The 26,662-nt window shown below is 66.8% G+C and carries 24 protein-coding genes; 1 reads left to right on the top strand and 23 read right to left on the bottom strand.

Annotated elements, in window-relative coordinates; translation table 11 throughout:
• From BRAS3809_RS00505 to uxuA, 22 genes are all read right to left on the bottom strand, one after another.
• Positions 1-388, bottom strand: a 388-nt coding sequence (locus BRAS3809_RS00505; RefSeq protein ID WP_139017280.1) for a PAS domain S-box protein, incomplete at its 3' end; no start/stop codon positions are given.
• Between the two features lie 58 nt (positions 389-446).
• Positions 447-962, bottom strand: coding sequence for a chemotaxis protein CheW (locus BRAS3809_RS00500; RefSeq protein ID WP_008960138.1), 516 nt, complete (start codon positions 960-962; stop codon positions 447-449).
• Positions 952-3,021: a chemotaxis protein CheA gene (locus BRAS3809_RS00495; protein WP_008960137.1), complete on the bottom strand. Its 2,070-nt coding sequence runs from the start codon at positions 3,019-3,021 to the stop codon at positions 952-954. The genes BRAS3809_RS00500 and BRAS3809_RS00495 overlap by 11 nt, the downstream gene beginning before the upstream one ends.
• On the bottom strand, positions 3,012-3,377 hold the full coding sequence (locus BRAS3809_RS00490) for a response regulator (RefSeq protein WP_008960136.1): 366 nt from the start codon (positions 3,375-3,377) through the stop codon (positions 3,012-3,014). The genes BRAS3809_RS00495 and BRAS3809_RS00490 overlap by 10 nt, the downstream gene beginning before the upstream one ends.
• A gap of 1 nt (position 3,378) precedes the next feature.
• Positions 3,379-3,702, bottom strand: coding sequence for an STAS domain-containing protein (locus BRAS3809_RS00485; RefSeq protein WP_008960135.1), 324 nt, complete (start codon positions 3,700-3,702; stop codon positions 3,379-3,381).
• A gap of 608 nt (positions 3,703-4,310) precedes the next feature.
• Positions 4,311-5,501 (bottom strand): multiple monosaccharide ABC transporter permease, encoded by a 1,191-nt coding sequence (mmsB, locus tag BRAS3809_RS00480; RefSeq protein ID WP_008960134.1) that lies wholly within the window; start codon positions 5,499-5,501, stop codon positions 4,311-4,313.
• A gap of 21 nt (positions 5,502-5,522) precedes the next feature.
• Positions 5,523-7,073, bottom strand: coding sequence for a multiple monosaccharide ABC transporter ATP-binding protein (gene mmsA, locus BRAS3809_RS00475; protein WP_008960133.1), 1,551 nt, complete (start codon positions 7,071-7,073; stop codon positions 5,523-5,525).
• Positions 7,074-7,200: 127 nt separating this feature from the next.
• Positions 7,201-8,271, bottom strand: coding sequence for a multiple monosaccharide ABC transporter substrate-binding protein (gene chvE / locus BRAS3809_RS00470; protein ID WP_008960132.1), 1,071 nt, complete (start codon positions 8,269-8,271; stop codon positions 7,201-7,203).
• Positions 8,272-8,380: 109 nt separating this feature from the next.
• Entirely contained in the window at positions 8,381-9,262 is an 882-nt protein-coding gene (locus tag BRAS3809_RS00465; protein ID WP_008960131.1) for an SMP-30/gluconolactonase/LRE family protein, read from the bottom strand.
• Complete coding sequence (locus BRAS3809_RS00460; protein ID WP_008960130.1) at positions 9,262-10,341, bottom strand: aldose epimerase family protein; 1,080 nt, start codon at positions 10,339-10,341, stop codon at positions 9,262-9,264. Before BRAS3809_RS00460 ends, BRAS3809_RS00465 begins: the two co-directional genes overlap by 1 nt.
• 4 nt (positions 10,342-10,345) lie before the next feature.
• Positions 10,346-11,272: a Gfo/Idh/MocA family protein gene (locus BRAS3809_RS00455; protein WP_008960129.1), complete on the bottom strand. Its 927-nt coding sequence runs from the start codon at positions 11,270-11,272 to the stop codon at positions 10,346-10,348.
• Positions 11,273-11,275: 3 nt separating this feature from the next.
• Positions 11,276-12,205: a dihydrodipicolinate synthase family protein gene (locus BRAS3809_RS00450; protein ID WP_008960128.1), complete on the bottom strand. Its 930-nt coding sequence runs from the start codon at positions 12,203-12,205 to the stop codon at positions 11,276-11,278.
• A gap of 9 nt (positions 12,206-12,214) precedes the next feature.
• Positions 12,215-13,951 (bottom strand): IlvD/Edd family dehydratase, encoded by a 1,737-nt coding sequence (locus BRAS3809_RS00445; RefSeq protein WP_035654747.1) that lies wholly within the window; start codon positions 13,949-13,951, stop codon positions 12,215-12,217.
• Positions 13,948-14,691 (bottom strand): FadR/GntR family transcriptional regulator, encoded by a 744-nt coding sequence (locus BRAS3809_RS00440; RefSeq protein WP_008960126.1) that lies wholly within the window; start codon positions 14,689-14,691, stop codon positions 13,948-13,950. Before BRAS3809_RS00440 ends, BRAS3809_RS00445 begins: the two co-directional genes overlap by 4 nt.
• Positions 14,688-15,698, bottom strand: a complete 1,011-nt coding sequence (yjfF, locus tag BRAS3809_RS00435; RefSeq protein ID WP_008960125.1) for a galactofuranose ABC transporter, permease protein YjfF — start codon at positions 15,696-15,698, stop codon at positions 14,688-14,690. The genes BRAS3809_RS00440 and yjfF overlap by 4 nt, the downstream gene beginning before the upstream one ends.
• A complete protein-coding gene (locus BRAS3809_RS00430) occupies positions 15,698-16,687 on the bottom strand; it encodes an ABC transporter permease (protein WP_008960124.1) in 990 nt (329 codons plus the stop codon). The genes yjfF and BRAS3809_RS00430 overlap by 1 nt, the downstream gene beginning before the upstream one ends.
• Positions 16,684-18,234: a sugar ABC transporter ATP-binding protein gene (locus tag BRAS3809_RS00425; RefSeq protein ID WP_008960123.1), complete on the bottom strand. Its 1,551-nt coding sequence runs from the start codon at positions 18,232-18,234 to the stop codon at positions 16,684-16,686. The genes BRAS3809_RS00430 and BRAS3809_RS00425 overlap by 4 nt, the downstream gene beginning before the upstream one ends.
• 232 nt (positions 18,235-18,466) lie before the next feature.
• Positions 18,467-19,432, bottom strand: coding sequence for a galactofuranose ABC transporter, galactofuranose-binding protein YtfQ (ytfQ, locus tag BRAS3809_RS00420; RefSeq protein ID WP_035654745.1), 966 nt, complete (start codon positions 19,430-19,432; stop codon positions 18,467-18,469).
• 248 nt (positions 19,433-19,680) lie between these two features.
• Positions 19,681-20,325: a bifunctional 4-hydroxy-2-oxoglutarate aldolase/2-dehydro-3-deoxy-phosphogluconate aldolase gene (gene eda, locus BRAS3809_RS00415; protein ID WP_008960121.1), complete on the bottom strand. Its 645-nt coding sequence runs from the start codon at positions 20,323-20,325 to the stop codon at positions 19,681-19,683.
• The gene (locus tag BRAS3809_RS00410) at positions 20,322-21,218 is read right to left on the bottom strand and encodes a sugar kinase (protein ID WP_008960120.1); all 897 of its coding nucleotides are present in this window, start codon (positions 21,216-21,218) and stop codon (positions 20,322-20,324) included. The genes eda and BRAS3809_RS00410 overlap by 4 nt, the downstream gene beginning before the upstream one ends.
• 47 nt (positions 21,219-21,265) lie before the next feature.
• Positions 21,266-22,297: an L-idonate 5-dehydrogenase gene (locus tag BRAS3809_RS00405; RefSeq protein WP_008960119.1), complete on the bottom strand. Its 1,032-nt coding sequence runs from the start codon at positions 22,295-22,297 to the stop codon at positions 21,266-21,268.
• Positions 22,298-22,345: 48 nt separating this feature from the next.
• The gene (uxuA, locus tag BRAS3809_RS00400; protein ID WP_008960118.1) at positions 22,346-23,542 is read right to left on the bottom strand and encodes a mannonate dehydratase; all 1,197 of its coding nucleotides are present in this window, start codon (positions 23,540-23,542) and stop codon (positions 22,346-22,348) included.
• Positions 23,543-23,730: 188 nt separating this feature from the next.
• On the opposite strand from uxuA, the gene BRAS3809_RS00395 reads away from it, so the two are divergent.
• Positions 23,731-25,215 (top strand): mannitol dehydrogenase family protein, encoded by a 1,485-nt coding sequence (locus BRAS3809_RS00395; protein ID WP_008960117.1) that lies wholly within the window; start codon positions 23,731-23,733, stop codon positions 25,213-25,215.
• 14 nt (positions 25,216-25,229) lie between these two features.
• On the opposite strand, the gene BRAS3809_RS00390 is transcribed toward BRAS3809_RS00395, so the two are convergent.
• Positions 25,230-26,645: an FAD-binding oxidoreductase gene (locus BRAS3809_RS00390; RefSeq protein ID WP_035654751.1), complete on the bottom strand. Its 1,416-nt coding sequence runs from the start codon at positions 26,643-26,645 to the stop codon at positions 25,230-25,232.
• Positions 26,646-26,662 lie beyond the last annotated feature (17 nt).

Below are 26,662 nucleotides of genomic sequence, written 5' to 3'. Positions count from 1 at the left end.
TCTCCTTGCCGCCCTTGCCGATCCGCTTGTACTGCCCGGCGTCAAACTCGCCACGGCCGAGCTTGTCCCAGAACATCCGGTATTCATGGCTCTGGCGATAGGCCGGATCGACGAACATCGAGTGGTGATGGCCCTTGATCTCGGCAAGGGTGTAGCCCAGCGCGTTCAGGAAATTCTCGTTGGCATCGAGGATCGTGCCGTCCAGCCCGAAGGTGATGACGGCTTGCGAGCGGTTCATGGCTGCCACCTGGGCCTGCAGGTCCCGCGTCGCACCCGACGCCTCGGGCGCCTTGGCGGCCGCCGGCCGCGGGCGGCTGCTGCGCGATCGGGCCTTGGTCTTCGATGCGTTGTCTTCGCCCGGCGCACCGTCGGTCGTGAAGTCCTGCATGATGTTGTCCTCGTAAGTGTCGCTCATGACGATCTCGCAAATGTGGCTTGTGATGAGTTCAGGCGGCAACGGCCGCTGTACGCTTGATTGACTCGGTCGGCATTCCGAACAGGCCCGACAGCGACACCAGCGTCACCATCCGGTCCTGGATCGCGACCAGACCTTCCAGGAACTGATCCTCCGTCGGCATGCCCATATCCGGCACGTCACGGATCTCCTTGGGATCGACGGAGATGATGTCGGACACGGTGTCGACCAGCAGGCCGACCGTGCGCGTGCCGGCCGCGACGATGATCACCACATGCATGTTGGTCGGCACCGTCACGCCGGTGCCGAACCTGGCGCGGAGATCGAAGATCGGGACGATGATGCCTCGCAGGTTGATGACGCCGCGAACATGCGGCGGCGCGTTCGGGATCATGGTCGTCTCGGTCCACCCCTTGATCTCGCGGACGACCATGATGTCGATGCCGTACTCCTCCTCACCCAGCGTGAAGGTGATGAACTGCTGCACGTTCTCACTGACCGCCACGTCCTGGCCGAATTGCACGGCCGGCTTGTTGTCAGGCTGCATGGGTCATGTCCTTTTCGGTTGGGGTGGGAGCGTCCGGCGGAGGCAATCTCATCGCCGTGCCGCGGACGTCGATCTCGTGCAGCCGGGCGACATCCAGGATCAGCGCGACCCGGCCGTTGCCGAGAATGGTCGCGCCGCTGATGCCGTCGACCGGCTCATAATTGGCCTCGAGGCTCTTCACGACGACCTGCTGCTGGCCCAGCAGCTCGTCGACGACGATCCCGACGCGGCCGGCGCTCTCGCTCTGGACGATGATCACGATCCCGCGGCAGGGGTCGCCGATGGCGTCGCTGATCGAAAACAGCCGATGCAAATAGACGAGCGGGAGATATTCGCCACGCAGCGCGAGCACGTGACCGCGGCCGACCACCGGATGAATGTCGGCGGTCTGCGGCCGCAGGTTCTCGACGATGGCAACGAGCGGAATGATGAACGTCTCGCGGCCGACAGAGACCACCATGCCGTCGACGACCGCGAGCGTGAGCGGCAGCGAGAGCGTGAACGCCGAGCCCTGGCCGAAGCGCGACCGGACCGAGATCCGTCCGCCCAGCGCCTGAACGTTGCGCTTGACCACGTCCATGCCGACGCCGCGCCCCGAGATGTTCGAGACGACCTCGGCCGTCGAGAAGGCCGGCAGGAAGATCAACTCGTTGATTTCATCGTCGGTCAGATTGGCGCCGGCCGGAACCAGGCCGCGCGCCTTGGCCTTGGCGAGGATCTTCTCCTTGTTGATGCCGCGGCCGTCGTCCGACACCTCGATGACGATGCGGCCGCTGCGCTGCGCGGCGGAGAGGTGGATCGTCCCCTGCCGGACCTTTCCGGCAGCGATGCGCTCGACGGGCGATTCGATGCCGTGATCGAGCGCGTTGCGGATCATGTGCGTGAGCGGATCGTTGAGCTGCTCGATCACCGTCTTGTCGATCTCGGTCATCTCGCCGGAGGTGACGATGCGCACCTCCTTGCCCAGCGTGGCGGCGAGCTCCCGCACGATCCTCGGCATCCGCGCGAACACCGATTTGACCGGCTGGGCGCGGATCGCCATCACGCTTTCCTGCAGCTCGCGCGCGCTCTGCGCCAGCGCCTCGATGCCCTGGATCAGCTCCGGATATTTGTCGGCCGGAAGTCCGAGCCCCTGCTCGGTCAGCATCGCCTGGCTGATCACGAGCTCACCGACGAGGTTGACCAGCCGGTCGACCTTGTCGACGTCGACGCGGATCGACTGCGCCGCGCCGACGGCGGCGACCGTCGCCGCGACCGTACCGGAGGTGTCGCTGGCGCCCGTCGCATCGCTCGTCGCGGTCTCGGCCGGCAGCCTGGCGGGCTCGGATGATTCAATCTCGAGATCGCAATCGTCCTCGACGAACTCGAAAACGTCCTGGATCGCCGAACGCGGCACCGCGGTATCGAGCGTGAAGGTCCAGTTGAGATAGGCCGCCTCGGGGTCCAGCGAATCGAGCGGAGGCAGGCTCGAGCTGTCGACTTCGGTGCGCAGCGACCCCAGCTTGCCCAGTTGCCGGATCAGCAGCAGCGGCTCGTTGGCCTTCCTCAGCATCTCCGTGTGCGGCCGAAACCTGATGCGGTAGGTCTGCTCGGTGAGGGTTTTCGCATCCGCTGTCGCGGGCGCAGATGAGACGTCGGCGGACTGCCCCGCTCCCTGCAGGGTATCGCGCATCGCCGCGCTGATGTCGGCGGCGAAATTCGGCGGCAGCTGCTGCTCGAGCCGCGCCGCATTCACGATGTCCGCGAGCGCATCGCTGGCGCGCAGGAGCAATTGCTTGATTTCGTGCGTCGCGGGAATCTTGTGGTCGCGCAGCGCATCGAGCAGACTCTCGAACGTATGCGAGAACGCCACCAGATCCGTGCAGCCGAAGGCACCGGCACCGCCCTTGACGGAATGGACCGACCGGAAGATCGCGTGCAGCGTCTCGTCGTCCTCCTGGCCATTGGCCAGGAGCTCGAGATTGGACTGCAACGCGTCCATCAGCTCGGCGCATTCTTCGAAATAGGTCTTGCGGAACTGCGCGACCGGATATGCTTCGCTGTCTGATGTCACGGGCATACCCGGTTGACGGTCGCGATCAGTTGCTCTGGGTTGAACGGCTTGACGAGCCAGCCAGTCGCCCCGGCGGCCTTGCCATCGGCCTTCTTGGTCCCGTCGCTCTCGGTCGTCAGGATCAGGATCGGCACGGCGCGGTGCTGGCTGCCGGACCGCACGTTCTTGATCAGCGAAATGCCGTCCATGTTCGGCATGTTCAGATCGGTGATGATCAGATCGAACTTGCCGCCCGTCAGCACGTTGAGTGCCGCCTTGCCGTCCTCGGCCTCCGCCACATCGAAGCCGGCCTTCTTCAAGGTGAAGGTCACCATGTCGCGCATGGTCTTCGAGTCGTCGACTGCCAGAATTCGCTTGGTCATGTCATGCCATCCAATTTTCAAACTCGTTGCGAAGGCCCAGGTCGGCGATGGCCGTCCTGAACAGCTCCGATGCCTGCACGATCCTGAACGACCTGCTGGCTGCTTGTGCGCCGCGGCCCGCGGCGAGCAGGATCTGGACGCAGGGCGTCGACATCCGCTCCACGCCGCTCGCATCGAGCAGGACGTCGCCGGCGTTCGCGAGCTGGATCATCTCATCGCGCAGCTTCCCGGCTTGGGTCAGATCGAGCATTTGCGGAAGTACATGAGGAGCGATCTGCAACTCGTCCGCGGCGCCTGAATCCAGTGTCATCATCGCGTCCGTCATTCTCGAAATCTCCAAACTCCGCACGCAGCGCCGAAGACGCGGCGAGCAAATCTGGCTTTTGTTGCTTTCGGCGGAACTTTCGCGTCCCGCACTAACTCATTCAAATTGTGTGGAAAGCGATTGTTGGACTGTTAAAGATTAGAACCGTAATATTACGGCTGCTCTACCTTGGCGTGCCTGCGGCTGGATGGCGGTCGCGGTCAGCTGCAAAGCAATCTCAACTGAATCTGGCGAAGCGTGCGTTGCGTGCCGGAATCATGCGGCCGAGATCGGCGCCTGTGGCGATCTTCGGCGTCGGGAACGGCGTTCTGCCGGCTAGTGGGCGAGGACGTCATGGAACGTGGCTTATCAACTCGGCGATTTCGCCAAGACTGATAGCAATGCGATCGTTAAGGGAGTTGCTGTCCAGTGATGGACTGAGCGCCCGCAAGACTACGGTGCCGAGCACCAGGCGGGCGTATTGACGAGGCGCGGCGCCCCTGTACTCGCTTCAGTGAGTGGCCGGGGCCTCGGCTGGCAGGAACGCGCCCGCTGCGCGCAATGGCCGACGGGCGCCGCAGCGCCCTGCCGAGCGGCGGGCTGGCGCCGCCGGCAGGAACCCGAGATGGTTATCGACGCTGATTGTAGACGTCGATGCAGACGGCGCCGAGCAGCACCAGGCCCTTGATGACCTGCTGATAGTCGATGCCGATGCCGAGGATGGACATGCCGTTGTTCATCACGCCCATGATCATGGCGCCGATCACGGCACCGCCGACGCGGCCGACGCCGCCATAGGCCGAAGCGCCGCCGATGAAGCAGGCCGCGATGACGTCGAGCTCGAATCCAAGGCCGGCCTTCGGCGTTGCAGTATTCAGACGCGCCGCAAAGATCAGGCCGGCCAGCGCCGCCAGCACGCCCATGTTCACGAAGGTCAGGAACACCAGCCGCTCGGTCTTGATGCCCGACAGCTTGGCCGCTTTCGCGTTGCCGCCGACGGCGTAGATCTGCCGGCCGACCACGGTGCGGCGCGTCATGAAGCCATACAGCGCGATCAGCGCGGTCATGATGACGAGCACGTTGGGCAGGCCGCGATGCGAGGCGATCAGGTAGGTGAAGTACATCAGCACGCCGGCCAGCACGACGTTCTTGGCGGCGAAGACGCCGAACGGCTCGACTTCGATGCCGTGCTCGACCTCGCGGGCGCGCCCCTTCACGCTGGCATAGACCAGGATGAGCGTCAGCACCGCGCCGATCGCGAGCGACGTCGGATTGAGATGGCCGGCGCTCGGAAACAGCTCAGGAATGAAGCCGGATGAGAGCTTCTGGAACGTGGATGGGAACGGGCCGACCGACTGTCCCTGCAGCAGCGCCAGCGCCAGGCCCTTGAACACGAGCATGCCGGCCAAGGTGACGATGAAGGAGGGAATGCCGAAATAGGCCACCCAATAGCCCTGGGCCGCGCCGATCGCGGCGCCGACGATCAGGCAGGCGATGATGGCGAGCGGAAAGTCGACGTGGTAGCGCACCATCAGCACGGCCGCGACGGCGCCGACGAAGCCGGCGACCGAGCCGACCGACAGGTCGATATGCCCCGTGACGATCACCAGCAGCATGCCCAGCGCCATGATGACGATGTAGCTGTTCTGCAGCACCAGATTGGTGAGGTTGAGCGGCTGCAGCAAAGTGCCGTCGGTCATGATCTGGAAGAACAGCATGATGACGAATAGCGACATCAGCATGCCGTAGCTGCGCAGATTGTTCTTCAGGAAGCCGCTATGGGGCTTCTCCTCCGGGAGCGAAACCGTCTTGTCGGTCATGTCTGGCGTCCTCCCGGCCGCTTACGCGGCCGTCTCCTGGTTCGTAATGGCTTCGTTGCGCATGATGGCGCGCATGATCTTTTCCTGCGTGGCATCCGGGCCTGCGAACTCGCCGACGAAGGCGCCGTCATTCATGACGCAGATCCGGTCGCAGATTCCGAGCAGTTCGGGCATTTCCGACGAGATCACCACCACACCCCGGCCGGCGTCCGCAAGCTCCTGGATGATACAGTAGATCTCATATTTGGCGCCGACGTCGATGCCCCGGGTCGGCTCGTCCAGGATCAACACCTTGGGATCGGTCATCAGCCATTTCGACAGCACGACCTTCTGCTGGTTGCCGCCGGACAGCTGGCCGGCCTCCTGATAGACGTCCGAGCAGCGGATGCGCATGCGGCCGCGGTAGCCGGAGGCGGCCTTGAGCTCGGCGATGTCGTCGATCACGCCCTTCGGCGCGACCTGGGCCAAGCTGGCGAGGGTGATGTTCTTGCGGACGTCGTCGGCCAGGATCAGGCCGAGCTGCTTGCGGTCCTCGGTGACATAGGCGAGGCCGGCATCGATCGCGGCGGGCACGCTGGTAAGGTTGACATCGTGGCCTTCGAGCCGCGCGCGGCCAGAGATGTTGACGCCCCAGGAGCGGCCGAACAGGCTCATGGCGAATTCGGTGCGGCCGGCACCCATCAGCCCGGCAATGCCGACGATCTCCCCGCGGCGCACCTGGAAGTCCACGTTCTTGATGACCCGGCGGTCCGGGTGCTGCGGATGGAACACCGTCCAGTTCTCGACCGTGAACACCGGCTCGCCGATCTTCGGCTGGCGCTCGGGAAAGCGGTGCGCCATGTCGCGGTTGACCATGCTCTTGATGATCCGGTCCTCCAGCACCGGCTCGGCGCGGCAGTCGATGCCGTCGACGCTGCGACCGTCGCGCAGCACGGTGATGCGGTCGGCGACGCGGGCCACCTCGTTGAGCTTGTGGGTGATCAGGATCGACGAGATGCCCTGCTCACGGAAGGCGACGAGGCGATCGAGCAGCGCGGCGCTGTCGGCCTCGTTGAGGCTGGCGGTCGGCTCGTCCAGGATGAGGAGCTTGACACGCTTCGACAGCGCCTTGGCGATCTCGACCAGCTGCTGCTTGCCGACGCCGAGATCGGTGATCAGCGTGTCCGGCGATTCCTTCAGGCCGACTTGCGCCAAGAGTTGCTGCGTCCGGCGGTAGACCTCGTCGCGATCGATGACGCCGAAGCGGGACGGCGCGTGCGACAGGAAGATGTTCTCCGCGATCGACATCAGCGGGATCAGCGCCAGCTCCTGGTGAATGATGATGATGCCGAGCGCCTCGGAATCATTGATGTCGCGGAACTTTCGCTCCTCGCCCTCGAAGATGATCTGGCCCTCGTAGCGGCCATGCGGATAGACGCCGCTCAGCACCTTCATCAGCGTCGACTTGCCGGCGCCGTTCTCGCCCACCAGGGCGTGGATCTCGCCCGGCTCGACGGTGAAGCTGACGTCGCGCAGGGCCTGCACGTTGCCGAAGCTCTTGCTGACGTTGCGCATTTCCAGGATTGCGGTCATCGTCTCGTGTCTCTGTTCATGACGCGTCTCTGTTCATGACGCCGGCCCGCCCCCGCCGCGCGAGCTTCAAGAAGATAACCCTCTCCCCGGAAGCCAGGGAGAGGGATGTTCGAGTCCTAGACCAGGATCACTGGAACTGCGACTTCTTGTAGTAGCCGCTGTCGATCAGGACCTTTTCCCAGTTGCTCTTGTCGACCACGACCGGCTTGAGCAGGTAGGACGGAACCACCTTGACGCCGTTGTTGTAGGTCTTGGTGTCGTTGACCGGGACTTCCTTGCCGGCCAGCGCGGCATCGACCATGTCGGCGGTCACCTTGGCGAGATCGCGGGTGTCCTTGAAGATGGTCGAGTACTGGTCGCCGCGCAGCATCGCCTTGATCGAGGGCACCTCGGCGTCCTGGCCCGAGATCACCGGCATCGGCTGGTCGGCGCTGCCGTAGCCCACGCCCTTCAGCGAGGAGATGATGCCGATCGACAGGCCGTCATACGGCGACAGCACCGCATCGACGCGCTTCTTGCCGTAGAAGGCGCTGAGCAGGTTGTCCATGCGGGCCTGGGCGGTGGCGCCGTCCCAGCGCAGGGTCGCGACCTTGTCCATGCCCTTCTGGCCGGAGCCGATCACGAGCTTGCCGGAGTCGAGATAGGGCTGCAGCACCGACATCGCGCCGTTGTAGAAGAAGTACGCGTTGTTGTCGTCCGGCGAGCCGCCGAACAGCTCGATGTTGAACGGACCCTTGCCGTCCTTGAGCCCGAGCTTGTCGACGATCGACTGCGCCTGCAGCACGCCGACCTGGAAGTTGTCGAACGTCGCGTAGTAGTCGAGGTTCGGCGTGTCGCGGATCAGGCGGTCATAGGCGATCACGGTGATGCCCTTGGCCTTGGCCTGCTTCAGCACGTCCGACAGCGTGGTGCCGTCGATCGCGGCGATGACCAGCACCTTGGCGCCCTTGGTCACCATGTTCTCGATCTGCGAGAGCTGGTTCGGGATGTCGTCCTCGGCATATTGCAGGTCGGTGGCGTAGCCGCGATCCTTCAGCACCTTGACGATGTTGTTGCCGTCGTCGATCCAGCGCGCCGACGACTTGGTCGGCATCGCGATGCCGACGGTCCCCTTGCTCTGGGCCATGGCGGCGCTGGACAGCGCGATCGCGCCGAGGCCGGCCAAGGCGGCGGCCATGATGGTCTTGAAATTCAGCATGCTTCACTCCCTCTTGGATTTTCAGATTTGAAATAGGAATACGCGATTGCGTATCTTGATACCAGATAGCTGTTAGGCTGAACGACGCTCGACTTGATTGTTCCTCCTCTCAGATCGACAGCAGGACGTCGGGCTCCGCGCGACCGCGGGCGCCGACGTCCAGAAGGAAGGTCTGGCCGTGGCCAGGGTCGGCGGCCCTGGCCGCCGCGTCCATGTCCTGCCAGGCCGACGTGACCAGGAGACGTGACAGGCCCTCGCCGACGAAGGCCGGGCAGCTCGCTTGGCTGGCCGGAACCGAAATGCAGCGCAGATGCTCGCCCTGCGGGCTGTAGACGTCGACACAACCGCTGCCCCAGCGCGCGTTCCAGATCCGCCCCTCGGCATCGACGACGGCGCCGTCGAGGCCGCCGACACCGCTATGGCGCAACAGCACCTCCGGCGCGCCACGTGGCAGCCCGGTCTGCGGATCGAGCCCCACGCGATAGAGCACGTTGTCGTCGGTATCCGCGAAATAGCCGGTCGCCCCGTCCGGAGAAAAGCAGATCGCGTTGGGAATGGTGATGTTTGGGAACAGCCGGACGATCTCGCCCCGATGCAGCGCATAGATCGCGCCGAGCCCGCGTTCGGCCTTGCGGCCCATGGTGCCGATCCAGAACGTCCCGGAGGGATGCACGCGCGAGTCGTTCGACCGCGTCGCCGGATTGTCGGCTTCGAGCGGCAAGTACAGCGACAGCGTCCCGTCGGCGACGGTGCGGATGTAAAGCCCGTCCTCGGCCACGATGAGCTGACTGTGGGCATCGATGCGGCCAAGCGCGCTCGCCATCCTGCCAAGGGCGTGACGGCGCACCTCGCCGGTGCCGATCACGGCCTCGAACAGCAGGCCCTCGCGGATATCGAACCACCAAGCCGTATCGGTGCGAGGATCATAGGTCGGCCCCTCGCCCAGATGACAACGCTCGGCGCAGAGCACGGTGGCCAGCACCTGCTCCATCATGTGGAGGCTCCGGCCGTCGAGAAGCGATACACGGTCTCGTGCTTATAGACGTCGTCGGGCTCCAGGCGCGCGCTCGGGAAATCCGGACGGTTGGGGCTGTCCGGCCAGACCTGGGGCTCGAGGCAGAGCGCGTCGGACTGACGATACACGCGTCCCTTGCCGCTCACGGTCGCATCGATGTAGTTGCCGGAATAGACCTGCAAGCCGGGCTGATCCGTGAGCAGGTGCATGACCCGCCCGGAACGTGGCGACCAGACCCGCGCCGCCAGGCGGACGCCTTCGCCGGAACGCAGGCAGAAATTATGGTCATAGCCGCGGCCGCACTTGATCTGGGCGTCGTCGGCGCGGATGCGCGCGCCGATCGGGTGCGCCTCGCGGAAGTCGAACGGCGTGCCGTCGACGGATTGCGGCGGTCCCTCCAGCGGGATCGCGGTCTCGTCGATCGCGAGGTAGTGGTCCGCCGCGAGGGTCAGGCGGTGATCGAGAATGTCGGTGCCGGCGGACAGACCGTCGAGATTGAAGAAGCTGTGGTTGGTCAGGTTGACAACCGTCGTCCGCGTCGTCCGGGCGCTGAAGCTGATGGCCAGCTCCGTCGGTCCGGTCAGCTGATAGGTGACACGGACATCGAGACGCCCCGGATAGTTGGCCTCGCCGTCGGGGCTGACATAGAGCATCGTGACCGAGGGCTGGGCGCCCTCGTCCGTCGCGACGATCTGCCAGAGCTTGCGGTCGAAGCCGTCGGGACCGCCGTGCAGGGCGTTGGGGCCATTGTTGGCGTCGAGGCGGATCTCCTGACCGTCGAGCGAAAAGCGCGCCTTGGCGATCCGGTTGGCGTAGCGTCCGACGGTCGCGCCGAAAAACTTCCGCAGCTTGACGTAGCTCAAGAGGTCGTCATGGCCGAGCACGACATCGTCGACGACACCGTTCGCATCCGGCACCAGCAGCGCCTGCAGCGCCGCGCCGAAGGTGATGATCCGCGCTTCGAAACCGTTGGCGCCGCGCAGGGTGACACGCTCGACCTCGCGGCCGTCCGGCAGGCTGCCAAACACGTCCCTGGTGATATGAGCCTCCGCCATGGCTTCAGTCCTCGAACGGCTCGACGATGGTGCGGCGGCCGAGCAGGAAGGCGTCGGCTACCAGCCGCAGCGGCGCCAGGTCGACGTCACTAGCACCCGTTTTCGTCAGCTCGACGAAGCGCCGATAGAGACCGGGATACTCGCGCTCCTTCTCGTCGACCATCACCTGATCGTCGGCAGCCATGCGCGCGCCGCCCAGGGACAGCTTGAGCTGGCCGGCGTCGGTCTCGATGCGGATGTCCCAGCTCTGCGGTCCGGTCTGGCGGAAGTCGAACTCGGCCGCGATCGGCAGATCGCTCGCCGTGGACATCGACAGATTGGCTGCGATCGGCGCCTGGCAGTTGGACGGGAACGACAGCTCGGCCTCGGTCACGAACACCGGCTCGGGCAGGATGCGGGTCAGGATCGACAGCGCGTTGATGCCCGGATCGAACACGCCGAGCCCGCCCGGCTGCCAGATCCAGGCCTGTCCCGGATGCCAGACGCGAACGTCCTCCTTCCAGTCGATCCGCACGCTGCGGATTTCGCGCGACGCCAGCCACTCCCGCGCAGGTTCGACAGCCGGCGCGTAGCGTGAATGCCAGGTCGCGAACAGCGTACGCTGCTTCTTGGCAGCGAGGGCGACCAGCGGATCGAGCTCGCTGACGGCAGCGCCTGGCGGCTTCTCGAGCATGACATGCTTGCCGGCCTCGAGCGCGACCAGCGCCTGGGCGCGGCGCACCTGCGGCGGCGTGCACAGCGAGACGGCGTCGATCTCCGGCCCGTCGCGCAGCAGCTCCTCGATCGAGCCGAAATGCGGCAGGCCCGGCAGCGAGGCGTTGCGGCTCGCCACCGCCGTCAGGGTCACGCCCTCGGTGGCGGCGATCGCCGGCACGTGCTGGTCCCTGGCGATCTTGCCGAAGCCGACGATGGCGACACGAAGCTCGCTCATGGCTCAGCGTCCCCAGCGCAGCACGAGCGGATCGAGCCGGCGCGCGATCTCGATCAGGCCCTTTTGGGTGGCCGGGTGGATCGGCGGCTGCGGGCTGCGAAGGGTGTCGTGCTTGATCACGCCGCCCTCCTTCATCAGGATCTTGCAGGTCGCAAGCCCGCACTGCCGGTTCTCGTAGTTGATCAGCGGCAGCCAGCGCTCATAGGCGGCAGCCGCAGCGTCGCGATCACCTGCGAAATAGGGATCGATGATCTTTCTGATACCGTCGGGATAGCCGCCGCCGGTCATCGCGCCGGTGGCGCCGGCGTCGAGATCGGCCATCAGGGTGATCGCCTCCTCGCCGTCCCACGGACCCTCGATGGAAGCTCCACCCGCCTCGATCAGCGCGCGCAGCTTGTCGGCGGCGCGCGGCACCTCGATCTTGAAGTAGGCGAGATTCTCGATCTCCTTGGCCATGCGGGCCAGCAGCGGCACCGACAGCGGCGTGCCCGCCACGGGGGCGTCCTGCACCATGATCGGAATCGAGATCGCATCCGACACGCCGCGATAGAAGTCGTAGATCGAGCTCTCGGGCACGCGGAAGGTCGCGCCGTGATAGGGCGGCATCACCATGACCATCGCGGCGCCCTTGTCCTGCGCGCGGCGCGAGCGCTCGGCGCAGACGAAGGTCGAGAAATGCGTGGTCGTGACGATCACCGGCACGCGGCCCGCGACATGCTCCAGCACCGTCGTCATGACCAGATCGCGCTCGTCGTCGGTCAGCACGAACTGCTCGGAGAAATTGGCGAGGATGCAGATGCCGTGCGAGCCGGCATCGATCATGAAGTCGATCGCGCGCTTCTGGCCTTCGAGGTCGAGGCGCCCGTCGGCGTCGAAGATGGTCGGCGCGACCGGGAAGACGCCCTTGTAGTGCTTTCTGGATGAAGCGGTCATGGGCACCTCTTAGTGATTGTCGCGCGGCACCGGCGAGCCGGTGCGGCCGACCAGGAAGTCGAAATCCACGCCGCGATCGGCCTGCAGCACGTGGTCGATATAGAGCTTCTGATAGCCGCGGTCGGCATGCGGCTTCGGCGGCGCCCACGCGGCGCGGCGCGCCGCCAGCTCCTCGTCGCTGACATGCAGATGCAGCTTGCGGCCGGGAACGTCGAGCGTGATCATGTCGCCGTTCTTCACCAGCGCCAGCGGCCCGCCGACGGTGGCCTCGGGAGCGACATGCAGCACCACGGTGCCGTAGGCCGTGCCGGACATGCGCGCATCGGAAATACGGATCATGTCGCGCACGCCCTGGCGCAACACCTTCGCGGGCAGCGGCATGTTGCCGACCTCGGCCATGCCCGGATAGCCCTTCGGGCCGCAATTCTTCAGCACCATGATGCAGGAGGCGTCGATGTCGAGACTGTCGTCATCGACCGCATCGTGCATCTCCTCGACGCTCTCGAACACGACCGCGCGTCCTGTGTGGTTCATCAGCTCCGGCGAGGCCGCCGACGGCTTGATGACCGCGCCGTTCGGCGCGAGGTTGCCGGTGAGGATGGCGATGCCGGCTTCCGTCTTGAACGGCGTCTCGAACGGCGTGATCACCTCGGCGTTGTAGTTCGGCGCCTCCGCGACGTTGTCCCACAAGGTCCTGCCGTTGACGGTGCGCGCGTCCTTGTGCAGCAGGCCGCGCTCGCCGAGCGCGCGCAGCACGGCCGGGAGGCCGCCGGCGTAGTAGAAGTCCTCCATCAGGAAGCGGCCCGACGGCATCAGGTCGACCAGGCAATGCACGTCGCGGCACAGGCGGTCGAAATCATCGAGCGTCAGCTCGACGCCGACACGGCCAGCGATGGCGAGCAGATGCACCACCGCATTGGTCGATCCGCCGATCGCCGCCAGCGTGCGGATCGCGTTCTCGAACGCCTGACGGGTGAGAATGTCGGACGGCTTGAGATCCTCGTGGACCATCTCGACGATGCGGCGGCCGGCCATGCGCGCGAGCAGATTGCGGCGCGCGTCGGCGGCGGGGATCGCGGCATTCTCAGGAAGGCCGATGCCGAGCGCCTCGACCATCGAGGCCATCGTCGAAGCCGTGCCCATGGTCATGCAGCTGCCGGCCGAGCGGTTCATGCCGGCCTCGGCCTCATGAAACTCCTTCAAGGTGATCTCGCCAGCGCGCAGCTGCTCACTCATCGAGATGATGTTGGTGCCGGAGCCGATGATCTGGCCGCGATAGACGCCGCGCAGCTGCGGACCGCCGGAGACGCCGATCGCCGGGAGATCAGCCGAGGCCGCGCCCATCAAGAGCGCCGGCGTGGTCTTGTCGCAGCCCATCAGCAGCACGACGCCGTCGAGCGGATGCGCGCGGATCGCCTCCTCGACATCCATCGAGGCGAGGTTGCGGAACAGCATCGCTGTCGGGCGCATCGTCACCTCGCCGAGCGAGGAGACCGGGAATTCCAACGGATAGCCGCCTGCGTCGAGCACGCCCTGGCGGACGTGCTCGGCGATGACGCGGAAATGCGCGTTGCACGGCGTCAGCTCCGACCAGGTGTTGCAGATGCCGATCACCGGACGGCCCTCGAAGCGGTCCTGCGGCGTGCCGCTGTTCTTCAGGAATGAGCGATAGTAGAAGCCCATCTTGTCCTGGCGGCCGAACCACGCCTGGCTGCGCAGCTTTCTGTCTGATGTGTCGTTGCTCATTCCTGGTCCGTTCGTGCAGCCGACTGCGCATGACGCCGCCGGCCGTTGTAGATGACTTCGATCATGGCCTCCGAGGCGCCCTCGGGATTACCGTCGGCGATCGCATCGATGATGCGCTGGTGCCAGACCAGCACGGTGTCGCGATCGGCGGTCTCGACCGGTGCGCTGAGGACGAAGGAGGCGCGCAGCGCCGCTTCGATGACAGCGCCGATCGAGCGCATGAAGGGATTGCCGGAAGCGTTGGCGACCGCGATGTGCAGGGCCAGATCGGCTTCGGCGAAGGCCACCGAGGTCGACGGCTCGCGCTCCATCAGCGCCATCGCCTTGCGCATCGCGGCGACGTCGTCCGCACTGCGGCGTTCGGCCGCGAGCGCGGCGGCGCGCGGCTCGATCGCGAGGCGAATTTCGGCGAGGTCGGCGAGGAAGCGTTTGTCGATGCCCGCGTCGAGATGCCACGCCAGCACGTCCGGATCGAACATGTTCCACGCCGAACGCTCGCGCACGACCGTGCCGACGCGCGCCTTGGTTGAAAGCAGGCCCTTCGCGACTAGCGTCTTGACGCTCTCGCGCAGCACCGGCCGGGAGACGCCGAACGTCGCCGTCAGCTCCGCATCGCCCGGCAGCCGCGCCCCTTCGCCGAGGCGGCCCGAGATGATGTCGATGCCGATGCTGCGGGCGACCTCGGCATGGTTGGAGTGCGCGCGCCGGGTCGGAATCGAGACGAGATGCGGCGACGTCATGTCGGCGCCCCCGCAGGCTTGGCCGCCACAGGCCTGGTCCCTGCGGGTTTGAGCGACGAGCGGCGCGCGAGCGCCATCAGACCTTGCTGCAGCGCAATGAAGACGAACAACAGAACCCCCGTGGCGATCTTGGTCCACCAGCTCGACAGCGTGCCGTCGAAGTTGATGTAGGTCTGGATCATGCCCTGGATCAGGACGCCAAGGAAGGTGCCGATGACGGAGCCCTGCCCGCCCGTCAACAAGGTTCCGCCGATCACGACCGCCGCGATGGTATCGAGCTCGACGCCGACCGCCGACAGCGAATAGCCGGCCGCGGTATAGAAGGAGAAGACGATGCCGGCGAGGCCCGCGAGCACGCTGGACAGCATATAGATGCGGATCGTCATCGGCCCGACCGGGATGCCCATCAGCGCGGTCGCCGCCCGGCTGCCACCGAGCGCATAGACGTTGGCGCCGAACCGCGTCAGGTGCAGCAGCAGCGCGCAGAGCACCAGGATCACCAGCATGGCGATCGCGATCGCCGTGAGGCGCCCGCCGCCGGGCAATTTGATCGCAAAATCCGAAACGGCGCTGTAGATCGGCGCGGTGATCGGGATCGACTCGGTCGAGAGCAGGAAACTGACGCCGCGCGCCAGGAACATGCCGGCCAGCGTCACGATGAAGGGCGGCAGCTCGAAGACGTGGATGACAGCCCCCATCGCTGCGCCGAACAGCGCGCAGAGCACGAGCACCAATGCGAAGGCGGCGAACGGCGGAATGCCCCAGCGCTCGACCGCCAGCGCCGTGAACACCGTGGTGAAGCCGATCACCGAGCCGACCGAGAGGTCGATGCCGCCGGAGATGATGACGAAGGTCATGCCTGCTGCGACGATGCCGAGGAAGGCGTTGTCGGTGAGCAGATTGGCGACGACGCGGGTCGAGGCGATGTTCGGGAATTGCAGCGCGCACAGCGCGAAGCCCGCGACCAGCACGACGGCGGTGATCGCAACCGAGGTCGAGGCCTTCATCACTTCGTCCTCCGCCAGCGCGCGGTGAAGCGCGAGAGATCGCCGAGCCGCGGCGACTGCGCCAGCAGCACGGCCAGCACGACGACGGCCTTGACCAGCAGATTGAGCTCCGGCGGATAGCCCGACAGGAGAATGCCGGTGTTCATGGCCTGGATGATCAGCGCGCCGGCCACCGCCAGAACGAGACTGAAGCGGCCGCCGAACAGCGAGGTGCCGCCGATCACGACCGCGAGGATGGCGTCGAGCTCGAGCCAGAGGCCGGCATTGTTAGCGTCCGCACCCATGATGTCGGCGGCGGCAATGACGCCGGCAAGCGACGCGCACAGGCCGCACCAGACATAGACCGACAGGATCATGGCGCGGGTGCCGACGCCGGAGAGCTCGCTGGCACGGGCGTTGCCGCCGGTCGCCTCGATCAGGAGACCGAGCGCGGTGCCGCGCACGACCGCGGCCGTCAGCAGCAGCATGCCCAGGGCGATCACCACCGGGGTCGGCAGGCCGAGCACGGCGCCGTTGCCCATCCACACCAGGTCCGGCGAGGTGAAGGTGACGATGCGGCCTTCGGTGATCAGCTGCGCGATTCCGCGGCCCGCGACCATCAGGATGAGTGTCGCAACGATAGGCTGAATGCGCAGCACGGCGACGAGGATGCCGTTCCACAATCCACAGGCAAGGCCGACGGCAAGCGCGGACGCAATCACCACCGGCAAGGAATGAGTATCGGCAAGGCTCGCCGCAGTGGCGCCCGCGATCGCCATGACCGCGCCGACCGAGAGATCGATGCCGCCGGTGGCGATCACCAGCACCATGCCGAGCGACAGCAACGCCACCGGCGTGCCGCGGTTGAGCACGTCGATGACGCTGCCGAACAGCCGCCCATCCTGCAGATGCAGGTTGAAGAACTGCGGCGATACCAGGCGATCGATCATCAGGATGACGATCAGGGCCAGCGCTTGCGCCATGCCGCGGCGGGGAATGCGGAGCGTCATGATGCGGCCTCTTGTGCCGGCGCGGTATCGGCGGCGATCGCCGCGAGGATACTGGAGACCTCGACCGCCTCGCCCTTCAGCTCCTCGACATGCGCGCGGTCGCGCAGCACGACGACGCGGTTCGAGTAGGTCACGATCTCATCGAGCTCGGAGGAGATCACCAGCAGGGCCAGGCCCTGCTCGCACAGCTCGCGGACCAGACGGATGATCTCGGCATGCGCGCCGACGTCGATGCCGCGCGTGGGCTCGTCGAGCACCAGCAGCTTCGGCGAAGTCGCGAGCCAGCGCGCAAGCAGTGCCTTCTGCTGGTTGCCGCCCGACAGCAGCCCGATCGGTCGCTCCGGATCCGGCGGGCGGATGTCGAGCATGCGGATGTAGCGCATCGCGATCTCGTCCTGCTCGCGCCGCGACAGCGGCCGGTGCAGCCCGCGTCGCGCCTGCAGCGCCAGCACGATGTTCTCACGCACCGTGAGATCGGCGACGATGCCTTCGGTCTTGCGCTCCTCCGGGCAGTAGCCGAAGCCGAGGCTGGCGCCATCGCGCGGCGAGCTCAGCTTGATCGCCTTGCCGTCGATCGTGGCTTCGCCGCTGTCGGCGCGCTCGGCACCGAACACCAGCCGCGCCGTCTCGGTGCGGCCGGAGCCGAGCAGGCCGGCGAGCCCGACCACTTCGCCGCGGCGGAGCTCGAGGTCGAACGGTGCGATATAGCCCTGCTTGCCGTAGTTCTTGAAGCTGACGCAGACCTCGCGCGCCGTATCGGGCTGGCTCGCCGCGCGCTCATGGGTGGTCTCGGCCAGTTCACGGCCCAGCATCATCCGGATCAGATCGAGCCGCGGCAGCTCGGCGATCTCGCGCGAGCCGATCAGCCGGCCGTTGCGCAGCACCGTGACGCGATCGCAGATCTCGTAGACCTGGTCGAGGAAATGGCTGACGAAGACGATGCCGATGCCGCGATCCGCCAGCTTGCGCATCACGTTGAAGAGGATCTCGACCTCGTGGCGATCGAGGCTCGCGGTCGGCTCGTCAAGAATGAGGACCCGCGCAGAGAGATCGACCGCGCGCGCGATCGCGGTGATATGCTGCACGGCCACCGAGTAGCTCGACAGCGGTGCGCCGACATCGATGTCGAGGCCATAATCCAGCAGCAGCGCACGCGCCCGCCGCTTCATCTCGCCTTCGCGCACGACGCCGAAGCGGGTCGGCTGGCGGCCGAGATAGAGATTCTGCGCCACCGACAAATTCGGCAGCAGGTTCACTTCCTGGTAGACGGTCGCGATCCCGGCATCGACGGCGTCCTTGGCCGAGCGCGGCGCAATCTCGCGGCCGGCGAGCCGGATCGTGCCGGCATCGCGCGCGAACACGCCGGTGACCACCTTGATCAGGGTCGATTTGCCGGCACCGTTCTCGCCGAGCAGTGCATGGATCTCGCCTTCGCCGAGGGTGAAATCGACGCCATCGAGCGCTTTCAACGCGCCAAAACTCTTTTTTAGGCCGCGGATCTCCAGCAGGGCTGGGCGCGTCGCAGGCGGAGCTGAAGGATCAGACATGAAGGACACGAGCTACTCGGCGGCGTTCTGGGAGAGCTGACGTCCGCAAGACGTGCGGACGCCAGCGATTTCCTCGTCGTCCCGGCGAAAGCCGGGACCCATACCGCGGATGGGTTGATTGAGGCACTTGGCCAATACCGTGCGCCTCATTAGAGCCGGTGGTTATGGGTCCTGGCTCCAGGTGCGCAATTGCGCACCTGGCCAGGACGACGGCAAGAACATTGCGCTGGCCTCAGTAACCCAGGCCCTTCTTGCTGTCGTAGACCTTCATCGGCTCGTCGGCCGACGTGTAGAGCTTCGACTCGGTCTGGATCCACTTCGGCGGGACAGTGCCCTTTTCCTTGTAGGCGACGATCGCATCGAACGCCGGGCCGGCCATGTTGGGCGTCAGCTCGACGGTCGCGTTGGCCTCGCCGGCGGCGATCGCCTTGAAGATGTCGGGCACCGCGTCGATCGAGACGGTCAGGATGTCCTTGCCCGGCTTCAGGCCGGCTTCCTTCATCGCCTGGATCGCACCGACCATCATGTCGTCGTTGTGGGCGTAGACCGCGCAGATCGACTTGCCGCCGTTCTCCGCCTTGATGAAGCTCTCCATCACTTCCTTGCCCTTGGCACGGGTGAAGTCGCCGGTCTGGCTGCGCACCACCTTCAGGTTGGCGTTCTTCGCGACGACGGCGTCAAAGCCCTTCTTGCGGTTGGTGGCGACGCTGGCGCCGACGGTGCCCTGCAGCTCGACCACGTTGCAGGCCTTGCCGGCGACGGTCTTGGCGAGCCACTCGCCGGCGACCTCGCCCTCGTGCACGCTGTCCGAGGTGACGGCGGTCAGATAGAGGTCCTTGCCGGAGGGATCGATGTCGCGGTCGAGCAGCACGACCGGGATCTTGGCTTCCTTGGCTTCCTTCAGCACGGCGTCCCAGCCCGAGGCCACGACCGGCGCGAGGAAGATGGCGTCCACGCCCTGCGCGATGAAGGAGCGGATCGCCTTGATCTGGTTTTCCTGCTTCTGCTGGGCGTCGGCGATCTTCAGGTTGATCTTGCGCTTGGCGGCTTCCGACTTCGACACCGAGGTCTCGGCGGCGCGCCAGCCGGATTCCGATCCGATCTGCGAAAAGCCGACGGTCAGCTCAGCGGCGCTGGCGGAGGTCGCAAGCAGCAAGGCGGCCGTTGCCGAGGCCGCAAAAAGGGCTTTCAGGGTCATCAGGCGTTCTCTCCCACAAAAGTATTTGTTGTCGGTGCGGCACAGCTTGCCAGCGGTGTCTTCGCACCGTTCTCGTCAGCCCTCGACGGCTGACGGGTCCGTTATTCCACGGAACCTCCGGGCTGACTAGTCATATTATTTGACTGTAATACTTTTTGAGAAAGCCTGTGCAAAGTTGACCCCGGACGCATCGGAGCACTGCCGCAAATCAGCGGCAAGCACAATTAAAATTTGAGGTTGTATGCGGCTCAGCGCAGGCCGGTCGCCTCGCGGGCGCGCTGCGCGATGGCGGCCCAGGCGCCGGCCTTGATGTCGGCGGCGGGCGCGATCCAGGAGCCGCCGATTGCGACGACCTTCTTGTGCGCGAGCCATTGCGCGGCGTTGCCCGCATTGATGCCGCCGGTCGGACAGAAGCGCACGTTCGGAAACGGGCCGGTCAATGCGTCGAGCGCGGCGAGACCGCCGGCCGGGACGGCGGGGAAGAACTTCACCAACTCATAGCCGCGCGTGACGCAGGCGATCAGGTCCGACGGGGTCTGGATGCCCGGCGCGAACGGCAGTTCGCCCGAATTGGCGGCGTCGAGCAGATCGATCGACATCCCCGGACTGATCGCGAACGCGGCACCGAGCTTTGCAGCACGCTGATAGTCCGCGGGCGTCAGGACGGTGCCGATACCGACCTTGGCCTCCGGCACCTCGCTGATGATGGCGCGCGCGGCATCGAAGCCGGCTTGCGTGCGCAAGGTGATCTCGATGACGCGAAGTCCGCCGGCGACGAGCGCGCGCGCGAGCGGCACGGCTTGAACAGCGTCCTCGATCGTGATCACCGGAATCACCGGCGCCAGCGCGAAGACGGCATCGAGCTTCGCGCGCTTGTCCTGTGTGCTCATCATGCCTCGTTCAGTGCCAGAATATCCCTGGGCATCGCGGTCGCCGGGATCACGGCGCCCGGCGCCATGATCACGGCGCCGGCCAGCCGATGCCCCGCCAGCGCCGCCTTGCGTGGCGGCGCGCCCTTGATCCGTGCGGCCAGATAGCCGGCGTTGAAGGAATCCCCTGCCGCCGTGGTGTCGATCGGCTGCAGCACCGCGGGCGGCGCGATGTCGACCAGCACGCCCTCGGCATGGATCAGGCAGCCACGCGGGCCGCGCTTGATGACGACCTCGCCGACACCCGCGTCCCTGAAGCGGCGCAGACAGACCGAGGCATCGGCGTCACCGAACAGCATCTGCTCGTCCTCGAGCGTCGGCAGCGCGATGTCGACCAGCGGCAGGATGGCGCGGAACGCGCGCTGCGCCACCTCGCGGCTGGCCCAGCCGCGCGGCCGGTAGTTGCCGTCGAACACCACGCGCGCGCCGCGCTTGCGAGCGACGGTGAGCAGTTCGCGCAGCTTGGCCTTGCCGGTCTCGCCATACAGCGACAGGCTGATGCCGGAGAGATAGATCCAGTCGAAGCGCGACAGCCGGTCGAGCATGTCGCGGTCGGCGCGGTCGAACAGCTCGCGCGCCGGCGCGCGATCGCGCCAATACAGGAAGCTGCGCTCGCCCCGGGGGTCGCGCTCGATCATGTAGAGGCCGGGCACGCGGCCCTCGACCTGCAGCACCTCGGAGGTGTCGATGCCCTCGGCCCGCCACGCCGCCAGCATCATCGCGCTCAGCGGATCATCGCCGAGCGCCGTCACGTAGGAGGTCGGCACGCCGAGCCGGGAGAGATAGAGCGCCGTGTTGAGCGTGTCGCCGCCGAAGCCGCGCCGGAACAGGCTGCCGTCTTCCTGCGCGAACTCCACCATGCATTCTCCGATGCAGGCAACTCTCATCGGCGCCAATCCGTTCGTCAAAACGTCAAATGAACCTTCATCGACCGGCCGCGGTCGCTGGCGAGTTCGAAGGCGGCAATTGCCTCCTCGAATGGCAACGTCGCCGAGATCAGCGGCTTGACGTCCAGCAGTCCCTCGCCCATCAGCCGCAGCGCCAGCGCGAACTCACGGTCGAACCGGAAGGTGCCGCGCAATTGCAGCTCCTTCGTGACCAGCGTGTTGACCGGCAAGGTCATCTCGCCGCCGAGCCCGAGCTGGACGATGACGCCGCCCGGCCTCATGACGTCGAGCGCCGCACGCAGCGCGGCCTGGTTGCCGGAGGCTTCGAACAGCACGTCGAAAGTACCCTTGCCCGCACGCCAGGGATCGAGCGAGGACGGCTCGGCGCCGACGTTGAAGGCATGGCTGGCGCCGAGCTTGCGCGCCACCGCGAGCGGCGCCTCGGCGACGTCGGTCGCGACGATCTCGGCCGCGCCACCGTAGCGCGCGACCAGGATCGACAGCGCGCCGATCGGGCCGCAGCCGGTGACGAGCACGCGCTTGCCGAGCAGCGAGCCGGCCTGATGCGCGGCGTGCAGGCACACCGACAGCGGCTCGGCCATCGCCGCTTCGCCCAGGGACAGCGACGGCGCGATCGGCACCGCCTGCGCGGCATCGACGGTGACATATTCGCGGAAACCGCCCTGCACGTGCGGATCGCGCATCGCGCTGCCCATGAAGCGCATGTCGAGGCACTGGTTGCGCAGCCCTTCGCGGCAATAGGCGCACTGGCCGCACGGCAGGCTCGGATTGACGGCGACGCGGGTGCCTTCGGACAGGCCGGTCACGCCGGCGCCGACCGCCGCGACGACGCCGGCAATCTCGTGCCCCAGCGCCATCGGCTGCTTGATGCGCACGGTGCCGAAGCCGCCATGATGGTAATAATGCAGATCCGAGCCGCAGATGCCGCCCGCCTCGATCTTCACCCGGACCTGGCCTGCTTCGGGCGCAGGATCCGGAAAGCTGTCGATGCGCAGATCCCTCGGCGCGTGAATGACGACGGCACGCATGGGCCGGTTTCTCCCTGTGTTATCCGCCGATCCTAGACCACGCCGCGATCAGACCGGCAAGCGGTTGATGGCCGCCACGGCCATCATGACGCCGCGGATCTCGGCGAGGCCCTTGAGCCGGCCGACCAGCGGGTAGCCGGGATGGGTGCCGCGGCCGATGTCATCGGCGAGCTCATGGCCGTGATCGGGCCGGAACGGGATCCGCCAGTCCGGATCGCCCTCCGCCTTGCGGCGGCCCTGCTCCCTGAGCAGCGTTGTCACCACGTTAACCATGTCGACATCGCCGCGCAGATGCTCCGCCTCCATGAAGGAGCCGTCGAGCATCTTCGTCACGTTGCGCAGATGCACGAAACGGATGTGCGGGGCGAAGCGCTCGGCCAGCTGTGGCACGTTGTTCTGGCCGCCCGCGCCGAGCGCGCCGGTGCAGAAGGTGATGCCGTTGGCCTTGGACGGGGCGGCATCGATGATGAACTGCAGGTCGTCGCCCGACGACACCACCCGCGGCAGGCCGAACAGGTCGCGCGGCGGATCGTCCGGATGCACGCACAGGCTGACGCCGCATTCCTCCGCCGTGGGCACCACCTCGCGCAGGAAGCGCGCGTAATTGGCGCGCAGCTCGGCATGGCCGATGCCGCGATATTTCTCCAGCATGCGGCGCAGCCCCGGCACGTCGTAGCGGTCATAGGCGCCGGGCAGGCCCGCCATGATGGTCGCGAGCAGCCGGTCCTTGTCGGATTCCGAGGCCTGCGCGACCCAGGCCTTGGCGCGATCGAGCACGTCGGCTGAGAACTCGGCCTCGGCGCCGGGGCGCTGCAGGATGTAGCAATCGAAGGCGGCGAGGCGATCCATGTCGAAGCGCAGCGCCGTGGCGCCGCCCGGCAGGCGATGCGCGAGCTCGGTGCGGGTCCAGTCCAGCACGGGCATGAAATTGTAGCAGACGGTGGTGACGCCGCAGCCGGCGAGGTTGCGCAGCGACTGCCGGTAGTTCTCGAACAGCGTGGTGAGGTCATCCTCGCCGAGCTTGATCGCCTCCGACACCGGCAGGCTCTCGACGACGCTCCAGCGCAGCCGCAGCGATGAATCGCCTTCGATCAGGCCGATGCGCCTGATGATCTCCTCGGAGCTCCACACCACGCCGTAGGGAATGTGGTGCAGCGCCGTCACGATTCCGGTGGCGCCGGTCTGCCGCACTTGCGGCAGGGAGATGGGATCATCGGGTCCGAACCAGCGCCACGTCTGTTCCATCTCGTCCAACCTCCCTGCAGCCGCAGCCGCTGATCACCGAAAGCTTCAGGCTTGACGCCTACGCCACGGCGTTCGACATGTTCAAGCCCCATCCGACCGAATACCGCAACGTGCGGCTCATCTTCCAAGGCTCCTCCACTTCCAAGGATCCTCCACTTTCAAGGCTCCTCCACTTTCAAGGCCCCCGCATGCATCGCCTCGGCCCCGCCACGCTCGACCGCCTCTCCCCCGGCATCCTCGCGCCGGATTACGACCGCGCGGCGGTCGCGACCGGCATCGTCCATCTCGGGCTCGGCGCCTTCCACAGGGGTCATCAGGCCGTCTACACGGATGCACTGCTGAAGGACGATCCGCGCTGGGGCATTCTCGGGGTGTCGCTGCGCTCACCCGACACCAGCGCCGCGCTGCTGCCTCAAGGCGGCCTCTACAGCGTGACGGCGAGCGATGGCGCCGGCCGGCAGCGGCGCGTCATCGGCGCGCTCACCGGCCTCGCCGTCGCGCCGGACGATCCCGCGGGCCTGCTCGCGCGTCTCGCCGATCCCGCCGTGCGGATCGTCTCGACGACCGTCACCGAGAAAGGCTACAGCCATGATCCGGCCACCGGCGCGCTGCGCGCCGATGATCCCGACATCCGTCACGACGCCGGCCATCTCGGCCATCCGCGCAGTACGCTCGGCTTCATCGTCGGCGGCCTGCAGCTGCGGCGCCAGCGCGGCCTGCCGCCCTACACCGTGCTGGCCTGCGACAACCTCCCGGCCAATGGCCACACCTTGCGCGGCCTCGTCATCGCCTTCGCCGAACTGGTCGACCGGGATCTCGCCAAGTGGATTTCCGACACCGTCCGCTTCCCCTCGACCATGGTCGACCGCATCGTGCCGGCCACCACCGATGCCGACCGCGCCGAGGTCAGCGCCGCGCTCGGCCTCGTCGATGCATGGCCCGTCGTCACCGAGCCGTTCAGCCAATGGGTGATCGAGGACGATTTCGGCGGCGATCGGCCGGCCTGGGACGTCAGCGGCGCGCAGTTCGTGCGCGACGTCGCGCCGTTCGAGCTGATGAAGCTGCGGCTGCTCAACGGCGCGCATTCGACGCTGGCCTATCTCGGCTATCTCATGGGCTGTCAGACCGTGGCCGAGGCGATGGCCGAGCCGGATCTCGCAGGCCTCGTCGAGGACATGATGCGCGAGGAGGTCACGCCGACCTTGCCCGCGCTCGGCGGCTTCGACGTCACGGCCTATCGCGCCGCGCTGCTGCAGCGCTTCCGCAATCCCGCGCTCAAGCACCGCACCGCGCAGATCGCGATGGACGGCACCCAGAAGCTGCCGCAGCGCCTGCTCGGCACCATCCGCGACCGGCTCGCGCGCGGCCTGCCGATCCCCCGCCTCGCCCTCGCCGTCGCCGGATGGATGCGCTACGTCAGCGGCACCGACGAGCAGGGCCAGCCGATCGAGCTGCGCGATCCGCTGGCCGCAACGCTGCGCGCGCTCGCCGACGAGGCCGGACCGGTCGCGAGCCGGCTCGCGCCGGCGCTGCTGTCGGTGACAGCGGTGTTCGGGCGCGAGCTGCCCAACGATCCGCGCTTCGCGAACGCCGTCGAGACAGCGCTCGACAGCCTCTTCCGGGACGGCACGCGGGCGACGGTCGCGCAGGTCCGGCACGTGACGCGGACCTGACGACATCGACCGAACTACGCGCCCGGCAGCAGCTTGCCCGGATTCATCAGCCCGTGCGGATCGAGCGCGCGCTTGAGCGCGCGCATCAGCTCCAGCTCGAGCGGCGGCTTGCACAGCGGCATCTCCGAGGTGCGGAGCTGGCCGATGCCGTGCTCGGCGCTGATCGAGCCGCGGCGGCGGGTGATCTCGTCGTGAACGAGGCGCGTGATGCGCGGGCCATGACCGTGGAAATCCGCTTCCGTCATCGCGAGCGGGCGCATCAGATTGTAGTGCAGATTGCCGTCGCCGAGATGGCCGAACACCATCGGGCGGATGCCCGGCAGCGCGGCGCCGACCGCGGCGTCCATGACCGCGACGAAATCGGCGATCTCCGCGACGGGCACCGCGATGTCATGCTTGAGCGCCTTGCCCTCGCGCACCAGCGCCTCCGACACGCTCTCGCGCACCCGCCAGAACGCCTTGGCCTGGGTGCCGTCCTGCGCAATGGCGGCATCGGCGACCAGCCCCTCCGCCATGGCGTCGGCCAGCGCGGCTTCGAGGCGCTCGCTCAACGCAGCTTCCTCGCCGATGTCGCTCAACTCGATCAGGACGGCCGCCTCTGGGATCGCGGCAAACGGCAGTCGCGCATCCGGCATCTGACGCAGAATCATCTCCAGCGTCGCCGACGTCAGGAACTCGAACGCGGTGAGACGGTCGCCGCAGCGCGTGCGGGACGACTGCAGCAGCTTCAGCGCAGCAGCCGCATCGGCGACCGCGACGAAAGCCGTGGCGCGCGCCGTCGGCTGAGGAAACAGCTTCAGCACCGCGCCGGTGATGATGCCGAGCGTGCCTTCCGAGCCGATGAACAGATCGCGCAGCGCGTAGCCGGTGTTGTCCTTGCGCAAGGCACGCAGGCCGTCCCAGACGCGGCCGTCCGGCAGCACGACCTCGAGACCAAGCGTCAGCTCGCGCATCACGCCATAACGGAGCACCGCGACGCCGCCCGCATTGGCCGCGAGATTGCCGCCGACGGTACAGCTGCCTTCGGAGCCCAGGCTCAGCGGAAACAGCAGACCCGCCTCGCGCGCGGCGTCCTGCACCTTTGCCAGGACGACGCCGGCATCGACGACGATGGTCTGCCCGATCGCATCGACCGCGCGGATCCGGTTCATGCGTGACAGCGACAGCACGATCGCACGTCCGCTTGCATCCGGCGTCGCGCCGCCGGACAGGCTGGTGTGACCGCCCTGCGGCACGACCGCGACGCGCGCACCGGTGCAGGCCGCCATGACGGCTGCGACCTCCGCCGTCGAGCCGGGGCGCACCACGGCGAGCGCCGCGCCCTGATACTTGCCGAGCCAGTCGCGCAGATACGGCGCCTGATCCTCCGCCGCGGTCAGCACGTGAGAGCTGCCGACGATGCCCTGCAGCGTGGTGATCAGCTTCGTCATGGCGCGCGCGGAGACCT

This window comes from Bradyrhizobium sp. STM 3809 (assembly GCF_000239795.1).
GTDB lineage: Bacteria > Pseudomonadota > Alphaproteobacteria > Rhizobiales > Xanthobacteraceae > Bradyrhizobium.
Note: the sequence above shows the minus strand (reverse complement) of the source record. Positions and strands in the feature narration are given on the sequence as shown.